Here is a 13795-nt window from a genome sequence, read left to right as displayed (position 1 = left end):
GTACACCGTACACCGTACACCGTACGCCATAGGCGACACGCAAAAGCTCCAAGCCTACTCGCCTCCGGCATCCTCCCGCAGCTTCTGCTCCAGCAGCGCCATATCCGGCGGCAGCGGTGCTTCAAAAACCAGCTCTTCAAGCCCGACCGGATGCTTGAACGACAGCCGCACCGCATGCAGTGCCTGGCGAGGGATCGCCGCATCTAGTCCGGCAACGCCCGCGAGCTGTACCGCTTCCTCTGCTGTTAACTCCCGACCGGGGTCCAGCCCGGAAAGTTCTGCAAGCACAGGCGCCTCCTCTGATGTCAGCTCCTGCACAGCCAGCGGCAATTCCGCCGGCTCTGGCCCGGCTATACCCGCCAGCTCCTGCGCATCTGCCGGCACCGCTTCTGCAGCATTGCCGTCAGCTCCTGCGGACGCACCCGGCCCCCGCCCGTACAGCGGGTGCCGGTACATCCCGTCACCGATCAGCGGACAGCCGATCGAGCTCATATGCACCCGGATCTGGTGGGTGCGGCCGGTCTCCAGCTTCAGCTCGACCCGCGCAGCGCGGTCTCCGTAGACCTCCTTGACCTCGTAACGGGTCAAGGAGGGATAACCGTCCGGCGTCACAATCCGCCGGTGCGGCTCTGCCGGGTCACGGTCAATGGGACCGTCGATATCACCGGCAGGTGAAGCGGGCACTCCGTGTACAAAAGCAGCATAACGCTTGTCCACTGTGCCGGCGATCATCTGTTCGGAGATATGCTGGTGGCTGTACGGGTTCTTCGCAATCACCAGCACGCCGGAGGTCTCCTGATCCAGCCGGTGAACCGGCCGGAAGCGGTACTTCTCCCCTTTTGCCGCCCAATAGTGGACGACTCCGTTAGCCAGGGTATCTGTGTAATGCCCGTGTGTCGGGTGTACAATAATCCCTGCGGCTTTGTTGACTACCAGCAGGTGCTCGTCTTCATAAAGAATGTCGAAGGGGATATCCTGCGGCAGAATGTCCTCCGAGGTCTCCTGCTCCATCCGGATCTCCACCCGGTCACCAGCAGCTACCTTTACACTGATGTAGATGCGTTCCCCGTTCAGCATAATGCCCTGCTCAGTCATTTTGAGCCGGGACAGCAGCTTGCGGGAGATATCCATCCGCTTCTGCAGAATGGTTTTGAGCAGCCAGCCGTCCTCGGACGGCGGCACAATATAGTTTAACGGCGGGTAGTAGCTGCTCATTTTAGTTACGGAACACCTTTTTGCTGCGTACATACTCCACATCAGCAATCCCCAGCCTTGTATTTGCGGCCCGTGCAAGCGCAAAGAAATAGTCAGACAGCCGGTTCAGATAAATAACCGCCTCCGGATTAATGTCTGCGCTGCGCCCGAGCGTAACCGCGCGCCGCTCGGCCCGCCGGCAGACCGTCCGGCAGACATGCAGCACCGAGGACAGCTGGCTGCCTCCCGGCAGGATGAAACGCTCCAGCACCGGATTCTCTGCCTGCAGCTGGTCGATCCAGCCTTCCAGACGGCCAGCCATCTCGCTTTTAACCTTATACTTATTCTCACTCAGCTTCACAAAAGCCAGATCCGAGCCGCAGTCAAACAGCTCATGCTGAACCTCCAGCAGCTGCTCCCGCACATCGGCGAAGCGTTCATCCTCCATCAGGCTGCGGGCCTGACCTACAAAACAGTTCAGCTCATCTATCGTTCCATAGGCCTCAACGCGGACATCATCCTTGCCTACCCGGCCGCCGATCACTGAAGTCTCTCCTTTGTCCCCCGTACGTGTATAAATTGCCATAGCAATCTTCCTCCCCCTCAGCACAATCAATCACATAATTATAGTGTAATCGCATCTGTGCAGATTAGGCAAATAAAGCGCGGCATTTCTGCCATGTAAATAACTGCCTCAGCGAGCAGCGAGAGATGTCATGCTTCTGGTGCTGCTTTTCACCGGGGCCAATCTTCATCATTATTGCAGGACCTGATCTTCTTTGAGAAAATCAATCATCTTCCGGTGCACACGCTCCGGCTGCTCATGGTTAACGCCGTGACCCGAGCCCTGAATAACGGAGTAGCGGAAATTCCCGCGGTCCAGTACGCTTGTGAAGTCCTTCTTCCGGTCCAGCCTGTAATCCCCCAGCAGAAAATACAGCTTCTCTAATACAGCCTGCGACCGGTCCTGATCATACAATTGCGGCTTATGTATAAACATCGCCTGCTGATTGTGATACTTCATCAGAAGCACCACATGCTCAGCTACTTCGGGATGTTTTTCCCGCAGCCGGGATTCCGGCGAGCTGAGCTTGTTAAATACCTTTAGCAGATTGTTGCGGGTAGGCATAAGGATCTCCGGGAACATCATCAGGAGCGTTTGGATCATGCTTTTTAACGGTGCAGTGACCATCCCGCCCTCCATACAGACAGCCTTCAGCACCTTTTCCGGCTCGTTGACTGTATAGTTAAAAGCCATGTACGCCCCGTTTGACACGCCTGCAAGATAAAACTGCTCCAGTCCAAGCCCGTCAGCCACACAGCTGATCCAGTCCACCTGATTAAAGGTCTTTTTATGGAAGCTTGTATTTGGCATGCTTTTACCGGGGCCGCCCAGTGTATCAACCGCTATGCAGTAAAAATGCCGGGACAACTCCTTCATGTTCAGCAGCCACATCACCGCCGAATTGTCACCCACACCGTGTAACAGCAGCAGCGGCGGCAAAGCGGTGTCACCGGCAGTTATACAATGCGTTGTCCCATAGGGTGTATCCACATCCAGCTCCTTAAACGCTACACCCCACCGTCCCAAAAGCTCATTATACGATTGCAGCACCTGTTTTTTACCGGCCTCGCTTCTGAATACCTTGACCATGCTCCATTCCGCCCTCCGGTTAAATTAGCCTAACGGTCCTTCTTCATAAAACGCAGCACCAGGTCTACAGAAGGAAAAGAATGCTGCTCCGCAGTCTGCAGTCTGGCAATTCCCAGACCCTGTACAAAAGAGAAGTAACCGATGGCCAGCTCCAGCGGATCACCCTCTACAATATCCTTGTCCCGCTGGCCTTCCACAATCAGTGGAACCAGATGTTCAAAGGGCTCGCGGATTTTCGCTTTCGCAATACGCTTTGCTTCCTCCGGAATGGCTTCCGAGGTTGCTGTCTGGAGCTGAATCAGCCGCCAGTGCTGCATCGCCAGACTGTCCGGTGCCAGAAATGCTTCCGTCAGCCAGCCGATTCGCTCCCATGCCGTCCCCTCCAGCCCGGCTGCAAAGCGGACTGATAATCCTGCTCCGGTTGAAGCCAGCTCCACAATTCTGGTAAAAATCTCATCCTTGGACTTAAAATACATGTACACATAGCCCTGGCTGAACCCGGCACTGGCAGCAATATCCTTGATTTTGGTGCCGGCAAAGCCTTTCCTGGAAAACACCTCGACGGCATGGAGGATAATCTGCCGGCCGGCCCGGTCCGGCAGCAGCTGCTCAAACGTATCTATAAAGTGCTGCTCCAGTTGCTTGCTCTGAATACTCATCGCTACCTCCTAGAAATGAATGATCGTTCATTCATATTCCATTATAAGTCATTTTATAGATATTAACAGCAAATATTAAAACATAAAAAAAAGAGCCCGAAGGCTCTCTGTATAGGGGGAATCTCCACCTAAGCCAGGCTCAGTGGTATGCCCCCCTCATATATTCATTAATTTTGAGGTCCAGCAGACAGCTGATCTCAATGACAAGCTCAGAGGTAAAGGATTTCTCCTGGACAAAAATCTGCTCCATTCTGCTGCGGAGAGCCAGAATCTCATCTTCAAGCGTCCGCTTGCGCGCGGCAGCATCGACAGCAGGATGTCCGGTCTGCAGATAGTATCCCCCACGGTAGGAAGGCAGGTAACAATCCCCCATAAGCATCAGTCGTCCCTCCTAATGAAATGGAATAGTAAAATAATACCATACACAAAAGAGAAGTGCTATTGCCCGGGTTACAGGTTCATTATTGCAGGCTGCCTTATTCCGTCCGCTCCCGTTCCAGCTGCTGGACAAAGGCGCCGATCCGCTCGATGGCCTCATTCAGCTGGGCTACGGATGTCGCATAGGAGCAGCGAAGATAGCCTTCGCCGCCGAGACCGAACACACTGCCCGGTACTGCCGCCACCTTGTACTCCATCAGCAGGCGCTGGGCAAACTGGTCAGATGTAAGACCGGTACGCTGGACGCTCGGGAATGCGTAAAAGGCGCCCTGGGGTTCATGACAATCCAGCCCGGCATCGCGCAGGCCTTTGACAATCAGGCGGCGGCGCTGATTATAGGAATCCGTCATCCGGTCCTTCTCCTCCATCCCGTTAGTGAGCGCCTCGAGAGCAGCTACCTGACCCATGGACGGGGCGCACATCACGGTGTACTGGTGAATCTTCAGCATCGCGGAGATCAGATCAGGATGCCCGCAGGCATAGCCCATCCGCCAGCCGGTCATGGCGAAGGCTTTGGAGAAGCCGCTGACCAGAATCGTCCGGTCCATCATGCCGGGCAGCGACGGGAAGCTTACATGATTGCTGCCGTAGGTCAGCTCAGCGTAAATCTCATCGGAAATAACGATCAGATCATGCTTCTCGACTACCTTGGCAATCGGCTCCCAGTCCTCACGCGTCATGATGGCTCCTGTAGGATTGCTCGGATAACACAGGATCAGGATCTTCGAGCGCGGTGTAATCTTGGCTTCCAGATCTGCAGCCGTTAACTTGAAGTTATTCTCACCAAACGTTTCAATTCCGACCGGAATCCCCCCGCCGATAGAAGTAATCGGTGAATAGGAAATATAACAGGGCTCAGGGATCAGGATTTCATCCCCGGGCGAGATTAAGGCGCGGAGTGCCAGGTCGATGGCTTCACTGCCGCCTACTGTAGCAATAATCTGGTTAGCGGGATCATAGGTAACTGCAAACCGGGAATGCAGGTAATTCGCAATGCCTTCACGCAGCTCCGGCATACCCGCATTAGAGGTATAACCTGTAAAGCCTCTTTCCAGCGAATAGACACAGGCTTCTCTTACATGCCAGGGCGTCTTAAAATCGGGTTCACCGACACCAAGCGATATAATATCTTTGCTGCCTGCAGCCAGATCAAAAAACTTGCGGATCCCTGACGGCTGAATCTGCTGAACCAGCGGCGCCAGATAGGAATTCATGGATTTGCCTGATTCTCCGGTCTGCTTCTGATTATTCGTGATCATATGATTACTTCCTTTACGGAGATATCAGCAGACGGTTGTCCTCTTCATGCTCTTCAAAGATGATACCGTCCTGTTTGTATTTTTTGAGCGTAAAGTTGGTTTTGGTTGACAGCACCGAATCGATCGGCGAGAGCTTCTCGGAGACGAAGTTGGCGACCTCGCGGAGATTCCGCCCTTCTACTTCCACCAGCAGGTCATAGGCGCCTGACATCAGATAGACGGACTTCACCTGCGGATACAGGTAGATGCGCTCGGCAATACCTTCAAAGCCGCGGCCGCGCTCCGGTGTAATCTGCACCTCGATCAGTGCGGTTACCCGCTCATCGTCCACCTTATCCCAGTTCACGACAGTCGCATATTTTACAATAACATGGTCTTTTTCCATTTGCTCAATCGCTGTCTTGATATCTTCTTCTTCCGCTCCGAGCAGGGTCGCCATCAGCGCCGCAGAGCTTCGGGCGTCCTCCTTGAGCAGTTCCAGCACTTTCCGTTTTAATTCGTCCATTTCCTTCATGCCTTCCCCCCGGATAGTTCGCCTGCCGCCTTGCGTCTTCAGCGCGGCACCAGCGAAAAGAGTTTAATACTAATATGACATGAAAATGTCCCTTCTGCAAACAAAATAACCCTGCATAAGCCCGGCCGCCGGCTGTACAGTCTATTCACCTTCGGGCTCCGCCGTTATCCGCAGCAGTAAAAACAGCCCGTTCTGCCGGAATTCCCGGTGTGAACGGACTGTTTACAGCTCTCAGAAGCAGCAGCACCTGCTGTGCTTCATCACCTGCTGGGCAGGTTTACATATAGTATGGGTTATGATTGTGCACATTCGGCTGATGCACCGGTATGCCTGCCGCCTGATTGAATGCGCCCGCCCCGCCTGTTTTCTGCTGGACGAACTGCTGGCACTTGGCCTGTGTCTGATGTGCGGTCTGGATCTGCTTGTCGACATCCTGGCGCAGCGCTTTTCCCGGCGGAGTGTACATATTCATCTGCGACATCCGGGTATACAGCTCACCCTGCAGACGCAGTGTGTCCATGGTGAGGTCATTGAAGACCCTGCGGACAGTCTGGCAATTCGATTCCGTCGCAGCGGTCGTATATTCACGCACCGTGCGCTTCAGATCGGCCAGAACGGTATTAAGCAAATCCTCGTCTGCCATAAAGGCTGTTCCGTTGTGTGCGTTCACTAGCATTACCTCCTGATTGTTGTTTATAGACTTAAGGCAAGGTCAAGTAATGAAGTCAATTGCATTATTGCGGCTGCGCCGGCGCGTATTGCTGATGCTGCTGCAGCAGCTGAATCAGCGAATTCATGTGCTGGGAGTGGCTCTGGATGTGCTGGACGCAAATCTGCTGGACTGTCTGATTCTGGGTTGTGCCTGCAGTTGCAGCCAGCTGCTTGATAAGCAGATCTTCATTAGAGATGGAGTCGGCGATGTATTCCAGTTCTTTACCGCTTAGAGCCTGCATTTGGTTAGATTGCATGTTCTTTAGTTCCCTCCTTCTTGATGTACAAGCAGTCCTTATTATGCTTCAGCAGCTTATGGTTTATGTGGTTACCGCAACTGTCCCTGACAGAATAAAATGGTCCTGCTTCCTGTGCATCAGCGCGGGCGGGACTGCTAATACTACCTTATCGGAATCTCATTAAGGAGAGACACTTATGAAACTTGACAGCGGACAACTTCCCTGGGAATCAACTTTATCCAATCCCCCGGTATATAAGACACTTGATGGAGATATAACCTGTGACTGCCTGATTGTCGGCGGCGGTATGGGCGGAGCCATGACAGCCTACCGCCTGTCGCTCACCGGGGCTTCAGCCGTCCTGATCGACAAAAGAGCAGTTGCCGGCGGCAGCTCCCATGCCAATACCGGCCTGCTGCAGATTGCAAATGATAAATCGCTGACCGCCTGTATTAACACCTTCGGCGAAGCCAACGGCGTATTGTTCTATAAGCTGTGCCAGGAAGCAATGGGCAAGATACTGGAGCTGCCAAGCAAGCTTGATATGGACCCCCAGATCATTCCGCGCAGCAGCCTGCTCTATGCCAGTACGCCGGAGGATGTTCCGATGCTCCGCCAGGAGCACGGGACGCTGACAGCACACGGATTTGATTCGGAGTTCTGGGATACGGACAAAATAGGGGCCCATTATTCCTTTTCGAAGCCGGCCGCATTGTACTCCAGGGGTGATGCCGAGACCAATCCGTTCCGTACAGTTCACAGCCTGATTAATAAGGCACATTCCGGCGGGGTAAGTATTTATGAGCATACCAGAGCCCGGCATTACGAATACAGCGCTGACGGTGTTATCTGTTATACCGACCATGGCCGGATCTTTGCCAAGAATGTAATCTTTGCAATGGGCTATGAGACCCAGGAGATGAAAAAGGACCGGGGAGCCGAGCTGATCAATACCTATGCCATCAAAACCCGCCCTCTGGCCAGTATGCCCAAATGGCATGAGCAGAGCCTGCTCTGGGAGACAGCCCGGCCCTACCTGTACTTCCGCACCACTCCTGACGGATGTATCATTGCCGGGGGCAAAGATGAACAGCTGACTGATCCCGACCGGCGTGAGGTCCGCGTGTTATCCCAATGCCAGCTGCTGCTGAAGGAGGTCGAAGCCCTGTTTCCGGAGATCGCAGGAGTGGAAGCTGAATTCAGCTGGGGAGCTGTATTCGGCTCGACCCGGGACGGGCTGCCGTACATGGGACCGCATCCTGACTATCCGCACTGCTACTTCATTGAAGGGTACGGCGGCAACGGCACTGTCTACAGCATGATTGCTGCTGATCTGCTGGCTGATACGCTTGCCGGACGGAGCCGCCCCGAGCTTGAACTGTTCTCGCTTACAAGGAGCGCTAAGCCATCGCCTGCCCCTGCCGTACAACCGACATAACAACAAGCAGCCCCGGCTCATGTGAGCCGGGGCTGCTTGTTGGTGAATCTATGTCTGACGCACCGCATGAATGAATGCAGCTCAGGGAAATGATCCTAATTACTGCGCCTGTACATATTCGGCAGATTTAATACCGGCCTGGCGGCCGAAGATAATAATCTCGGCAACAGAGTTACCGCCTATGCGGTTCTCGCCGTGCAGTCCGCCTGTTACTTCACCGGCAGCGAACAGTCCGGCAATCGGCTGGCCGTCTTTGTCCAGTACTTCAGTATTGGTGTTGATCTTCACTCCGCCCATGGTGTAGTGAATCCCCGGTGCGATTTGGATGGCATAAAACGGTCCGGCGGACAGATCATTATCCATTCCGGTCTTTCTGCCGAACTCGGCGTCCTGTTTACCGGCAACTGCTGCGTTCCAGGTATCAACTGTAGCCTGAAGCTTGTCAGCAGGCACCTCCATTGCCTCAGCCAATGCCTGGACCGAATCGCCCGAGATGACAAAGCCCATTTTTTCATATTGCTCAATAGCCTTAACGCGGGATTTCACACCGGAATCAAAAACCAGATATGCCGCTTTTTCAGGCAGGGTATTGATGGCTGCTGTTACCTTATCGCGGGTATCCAGCTCATTGGTGAACCGTGTACCTTCATTGGAGACAAGCAATCCGCCTTCTCCGCGGACAGCTTCGCCGATCAGATAGGATTTGTCCTGCTGTACCGTCGGGTGTACCTGAATCTGGTCCATATCAACGGTTGTTCCGCCCAGGGCCAGAATCATTTTGATGCCGTCACCGGTGCTGCCGATCTGGTTAGTGGTTACATAGCCCTCCAGATCCGGCCGTACTTCCGTAATCATGTCCATATTGGAGCCGAAGCCGCCTGTCGTTACAACGACAGCTTTACCTGTAATTGTTTTTTCATCGGCCTGATTGAACAGGACCTTTACACCGCCCGCCTTGCCATCCTGCTGGGTAATTTCCTTCACATCCGCGTTCACGAACAGCGGAATCCCCTGCTCCTGAACGTTCTGCACCAGTCCTTTTACCAGATACTGGCCGATGGCTGAGCCGTCCTCCGGACGGTGAGTGCGCTTCTCGTTCATACCCCCGGTGATGGTGATATTGTTCAGCCGGATACCGATCGAATCCAGCCAGTCAACCGCTGCTGCGGAATTGTCAACGAAGAAACGGAGCATTTCAGTGTTGTTCGTATCGTGGCCGCCTTTTAGAGTCTGCTCATAAAAAAGATCGTTTTTATCCTCGATCCCCTGCTCCTTCTGGAATTTGGTCTCGGAAGCGTTCATCCCGGAGGAGGATTTGGTAGTATTCCCTCCGGCCACCGGCATTTTTTCAAAAATAACCGGACTGAGGCCCTTTGCCTTCGCTTCAAGCGCAGCGGTCATCCCTGCCCCGCCGGCACCGACAATGATAATGTCGTAGCTGTCTTTTAACTGATCCAGTGGTGTATAGCTGGCAACTGATGCCCCGGAAACGGCTTCCGCCTCTTTAGGTGCTTCTGTTGCGCTTGCTGCGCTGTTAGTGCTCTTATTCCCGCCTGCGTTATTCTCCGTATTAGTGCTGTTGTTTGCGTTACCGCATCCCGCGATAACGAGTATAACGGAAAGAATGAGAAGAAGAGCGGCTGCTGTTTTCTTTTTCATCTGTATTTCCTGCCCCCTTGTGCATATTTTCACAATTATCATAGCGTGTGCCCGGGGGCATTGAAAGCTTACGTAATTAAAGAAACTGTTTTGTAACTAAAGTAACTGAAACCTTCTGTTGGAATGTCCGAAGGATATTTAGGTTAAGTATATAGTATGGAATAACATCCGCCAGGCTGTTATCCCACATAACCCGGGAGGTGCTTGTCATTTGATTGAGCTAGTCGTTGTTTTAGTGCTCATCCTTGTTAACGCTTTTTTTGCAGCATCAGAAATGGCTTTAATCTCACTGAACGACAACAAGATTAGACTGATGGCCCAGGACGGCAACGCGAAAGCCAGGCTGCTTCAGGGACTGCTTGAGGAGCCCAGCCGATTTCTGGCGACGATCCAGATCGGGATTACCCTAGCCGGCTTTATGGCCAGCGCCTTTGCTGCCGAGAACTTTGCCGGTGACCTGTCCGCCCTGCTCGTTTCACTGGGTGTTCCCGTAGCAGTTACCATTCTGGATACCCTTTCTTTAATACTCATCACCCTGATTTTGTCCTACGTCACACTTGTGCTGGGTGAGCTTGTACCTAAACGTATAGCTATGAAAAAAGCCGATACCATTGCCATGTTCGTTGCAGCCCCGCTCAATCTGCTGTCAAAGGTGGCTGCCCCTTTTGTCAAATTGTTAACCGCGTCCACCAACCTCCTGGTCCGGCTATTCGGTATTGACCCGAACGAGAAGGACGACGAGGTATCCGAGGAAGAAATCAGGATGATGCTCGACAGCGGCACACAGCTGGGAACGATCCAGGCCGCAGAGAAGCTGATGATTAATAATATTTTTGATTTCGACAATAAGCAGGTATCGGATATCATGACCCACCGGACTGACATTACCGCGCTCTCGGTGCATGATTCACCCGAAGAAGTAGCGCGGAGGGCAGAGAAGGAAGGCTATAGCCGGTTTCCGCTGTATGAGAATCACATAGACAATATCGTTGGAATTCTGCACAGTAAAGACCTGATCCGGTTTGTTAACGGGGGGAGCGGCGGCACATGGAATTTACGGGAATTGGCCCGTCGCCCCTATTTCGTCCCGGCATCCAAAAAAACGCATGAGCTGTTTGAGGAGCTGCAGCAGAACCGCGTGCATTTTGCCGTGGTGGTTGATGAGTATGGCGGCACAGCCGGGATTGTAACGCTGGAGGATCTGCTTGAGGAGATTGTCGGCAATATTTATGATGAATATGACGAGCACGAGGAAGAATACACGGTGCTTGATGACCAGTCATACCTGTTCAACGGCACTATGAGTCTGCGTGAGGTTCAGCAGGTGCTTACAGCCAAATTGCCGGTGGAGGACTACGATACGATTAGCGGATTTGTAATCGGGCAGATCGGCTGGATTCCTTCTTCTCAGGAAAAACCAGAGTTTGCCTATGGCCGCTACACCTTTGCCGTGCAGGAGGTGGGACAGCGGCGCATCCGCAAGATTAAGGTCACACTGAATAGTACAGGGGAGTGACTGAACTAAAGGGCGGTATTCCCCCCCTCCTGCGGAAACAAAGCTGCCAAAGATCGCTGTCACAGTATTTGTACAGCCAATAAAAGGACCCGGGGAGGTCCTTTTATTGGCTTTTTGCTTTTTTAATTTTTATCGTCCGCTGATATATTTATTTATAATTTCATTACCCGCAGCGGTTACAGTGTACATATACACCGGGCGGCCGACCGCGCCATAGCTGATCTCCATCTCAAGCACACCGGCATCTTTGAGAAAAGCAAGGTACTTGCGCACGGAGATTCGCGATATCGGCGCACCGGCGGTGATATCCTCAGTGGAGAATACCGGATGCTTCAGCTGACAGATTATGCTCCAGATACCCAGAAGGGTTCCTTCAGTCAGCCCTTTTGGCAGGAGCAGGGCGGAGGTCTTTTCATCTTCCCCTCCTGCAGGATGCCTAAGCAGCTTATCCAGCTGTTCCTGGCTTAGCGGCTCCTCCTGCTTCATTAGAGCATAATATTCCTCCTTATACCCGGTCAGCGCCGCCTGAAAGCGGGCGAATTCAAACGGCTTGATCAGATAATCGACAGCACCAAGCTGCAGCGCCTTACGGATGCTGGCATTGTCACTGGCGGCGGAAATAATGATAATGTCGGCTGTGCTGCCTTGCTCGCGTAAAGCGGACAACAGCTGCAGGCCGTTTGTCCCCGGCATATAGATATCCAGCAGCACCAGATCGATTTCCTGCTCCGCAAGCATCCTGGCGGCTTCCTCGCCTGTCGTTACCCAGCCTGCACATTCAAAGCCCTCCACCTGCTCCAGATAATGGCGGTTAAATTTAGCTACCATCGGGTCATCCTCGACGATCAGCACTTTAATGTTCATGTATGATCTCCATCCTTTAAGGCATAAGGCACTTCTGCGGTAAATTCGGTTCCTGCCGCTTCCGCTCCCTTCACGCTGCCGGAGATGATCTCCAGCCTGCCGCCCAGCTTTTCTATGCTTTTATGCACCAGATACAGGCCAAAGCCCCGTCCTTCTCCTTTGGTAGAGAAGCCCTGAGTGTAGATCTGCTCCTGCAGCTGCCGGGGAATACCCGGTCCGTTATCCCATACCGTGCAGCGGAGAATTCCGCCGTCGTAGTGAAAAGAAAGCCTTATCTCCTTGACCGCCTGCCCCTCCAGCGCATCCATCGCATTATCCAGCAGGTTGCCGGCAATGGTAATCAGCTCATGGATCAGCTGCGGATCTGCGGCCTCAGGGAGATAACTGTCCCGGCCGAGTACAAGCTCCGTCCCCGTTTCCCTTGCTCTGCTGAGCTTCCCCAGCAGGAAGCCGGCCATGACCGGGTCCTTGATCTGCCGGGTGATGGAGCCAATCTCATTCTGGTAATTGCTGACCGTCCCTGAGATATACTGCTGCAGCTCCACGTAAAGACCCATATGCGTCATGCCCATGATCACATGCAGCTTATTCATGAACTCATGCGCCCCTGCGCGCAGGGCATCGGCATAAACCGAGATACCGGACAAGCGTTCTGCCAGCACAACCAGCTCCGTTTTGTCGCGGAAGGTGGCAATCGCCCCAACCATCTCACCGGCTACACGTACAGGGACGCAGCTTACCAGTATAGTTATACCGTTCAGCTCAAGCTCCCGGTCCTGCCGGGCTTCTCCGCTGGACAGCACCTGCTCCAGTCTGAGCTCCGGCCAAAAATCACCAATGCTCCGTGTCATCCCGTTGCCGGCAATACCCGCCCTGGCCAGCAGCCGTTCAGCCTCCACATTGACCATGGTTATAACGGCCTTATCATCTACAGCTATGATGCCTTCGCGTATGGATTGCAGCATGGCGCTGCGCTCCTGCAGCAGCTTGGAGATATCTGCAGGCTCCATGCCGAACATCATCCGTTTTATTTTGAGGCCGAGAATAAAAGCGCCGCCGGCTCCAAGCAGCGCACCGGACAGGAGGATGGCTATCAGCGTCCATTCATTTTGTCTGACCAGCCGCTGCACTCTTTCCATCGAGAGTCCTACAACTACCGCTCCCACCTGATGCCCCTGGCCCGAATATACAGGAACAAAAGCGCGCAGAGAGCGCCCCAGCATGCCTTCCCCTTCCGAGATGCTCTCCTCACCGCGCAGTGCAGCCTGCTGTCCGCCACCGACAAACGATTTGCCGATCAGCGAAGGATCAGGATGCGAATAGCGGATACTGTTCATATCAATTACAACAACAAACATAATATCATTGCGGCGGGTAATTCTTGAGGTATAGGCTTGGATCTCCTTGCTGCTCCCCGTATTCAAGCCGTCAGAGATCAGCGGAATTAAAGCCAGGGTGCGGGCAATGGCATACGCCTTATCCTCCAGTGCATGGCGGGTCTGCGGAATAATCTGATTTCTGAAAATAAAATAAAGCATCAGCAGCACCAGCAGCACAACAGCCGACACCATTATGGCAACCTTGGTCCTTAAACCGATTAGTTTTCTTCTGGCCATTTCTTGATAAGTCCTCTCCGGCTTGTCCTGCTTT

Annotated in this window: 14 protein-coding genes; 2 read left to right on the top strand and 12 right to left on the bottom strand. The window is 53.4% G+C overall.

Annotated elements, in window-relative coordinates; translation table 11 throughout:
- Positions 1-54: 54 nt before the first annotated feature.
- From BN3772_RS21175 to BN3772_RS21135, 9 genes are all read right to left on the bottom strand, one after another.
- On the bottom strand, positions 55-1215 hold the full coding sequence (locus BN3772_RS21175) for an RluA family pseudouridine synthase (protein ID WP_042202038.1): 1161 nt from the start codon (positions 1213-1215) through the stop codon (positions 55-57).
- Position 1216: 1 nt separating this feature from the next.
- Entirely contained in the window at positions 1217-1780 is a 564-nt protein-coding gene (locus tag BN3772_RS21170; protein ID WP_042202037.1) for a cob(I)yrinic acid a,c-diamide adenosyltransferase, read from the bottom strand.
- Positions 1781-1951: 171 nt separating this feature from the next.
- Complete coding sequence (locus BN3772_RS21165) at positions 1952-2848, bottom strand: alpha/beta fold hydrolase (protein WP_042202035.1); 897 nt, start codon at positions 2846-2848, stop codon at positions 1952-1954.
- A 29-nt stretch (positions 2849-2877) separates the two neighbouring features.
- Complete coding sequence (locus tag BN3772_RS21160) at positions 2878-3507, bottom strand: TetR/AcrR family transcriptional regulator (RefSeq protein ID WP_052380629.1); 630 nt, start codon at positions 3505-3507, stop codon at positions 2878-2880.
- A 139-nt stretch (positions 3508-3646) separates the two neighbouring features.
- On the bottom strand, positions 3647-3886 hold the full coding sequence (locus tag BN3772_RS21155) for an aspartyl-phosphate phosphatase Spo0E family protein (RefSeq protein WP_086074700.1): 240 nt from the start codon (positions 3884-3886) through the stop codon (positions 3647-3649).
- 97 nt (positions 3887-3983) lie between these two features.
- On the bottom strand, positions 3984-5204 hold the full coding sequence (locus BN3772_RS21150; protein ID WP_042202033.1) for an aminotransferase class I/II-fold pyridoxal phosphate-dependent enzyme: 1221 nt from the start codon (positions 5202-5204) through the stop codon (positions 3984-3986).
- A 13-nt stretch (positions 5205-5217) separates the two neighbouring features.
- Positions 5218-5718 (bottom strand): Lrp/AsnC family transcriptional regulator, encoded by a 501-nt coding sequence (locus BN3772_RS21145; protein WP_042174684.1) that lies wholly within the window; start codon positions 5716-5718, stop codon positions 5218-5220.
- Between the two features lie 277 nt (positions 5719-5995).
- Positions 5996-6388 (bottom strand): spore coat protein, encoded by a 393-nt coding sequence (locus tag BN3772_RS21140; protein ID WP_042202029.1) that lies wholly within the window; start codon positions 6386-6388, stop codon positions 5996-5998.
- A gap of 64 nt (positions 6389-6452) precedes the next feature.
- Entirely contained in the window at positions 6453-6686 is a 234-nt protein-coding gene (locus BN3772_RS21135; protein WP_042202027.1) for a hypothetical protein, read from the bottom strand.
- Between the two features lie 178 nt (positions 6687-6864).
- On the opposite strand from BN3772_RS21135, the gene BN3772_RS21130 reads away from it, so the two are divergent.
- On the top strand, positions 6865-8106 hold the full coding sequence (locus BN3772_RS21130; protein WP_042202025.1) for an NAD(P)/FAD-dependent oxidoreductase: 1242 nt from the start codon (positions 6865-6867) through the stop codon (positions 8104-8106).
- A 99-nt stretch (positions 8107-8205) separates the two neighbouring features.
- On the opposite strand, the gene BN3772_RS21125 is transcribed toward BN3772_RS21130, so the two are convergent.
- A complete protein-coding gene (locus BN3772_RS21125) occupies positions 8206-9765 on the bottom strand; it encodes a flavocytochrome c (protein WP_042202024.1) in 1560 nt (519 codons plus the stop codon).
- A gap of 211 nt (positions 9766-9976) precedes the next feature.
- Between BN3772_RS21125 and BN3772_RS21120 the strand changes: the two genes are divergently transcribed.
- Positions 9977-11281, top strand: a complete 1305-nt coding sequence (locus BN3772_RS21120; RefSeq protein ID WP_086074698.1) for a hemolysin family protein — start codon at positions 9977-9979, stop codon at positions 11279-11281.
- Between the two features lie 129 nt (positions 11282-11410).
- Here BN3772_RS21120 and BN3772_RS21115 read toward each other — a convergent pair whose 3' ends face one another.
- Positions 11411-12145, bottom strand: coding sequence for a response regulator (locus BN3772_RS21115; RefSeq protein WP_042202020.1), 735 nt, complete (start codon positions 12143-12145; stop codon positions 11411-11413).
- On the bottom strand, positions 12142-13761 hold the full coding sequence (dcuS, locus tag BN3772_RS21110; RefSeq protein ID WP_042202018.1) for a DcuS/MalK family sensor histidine kinase: 1620 nt from the start codon (positions 13759-13761) through the stop codon (positions 12142-12144). Before dcuS ends, BN3772_RS21115 begins: the two co-directional genes overlap by 4 nt.
- Positions 13762-13795: the final 34 nt, after the last annotated feature.

The sequence above is a fragment of the Paenibacillus camerounensis genome, assembly GCF_000723885.1.
Lineage (GTDB): Bacteria > Bacillota > Bacilli > Paenibacillales > Paenibacillaceae > Paenibacillus_AQ > Paenibacillus_AQ camerounensis.
This window is presented reverse-complemented; position numbering and strand designations above follow the sequence as displayed.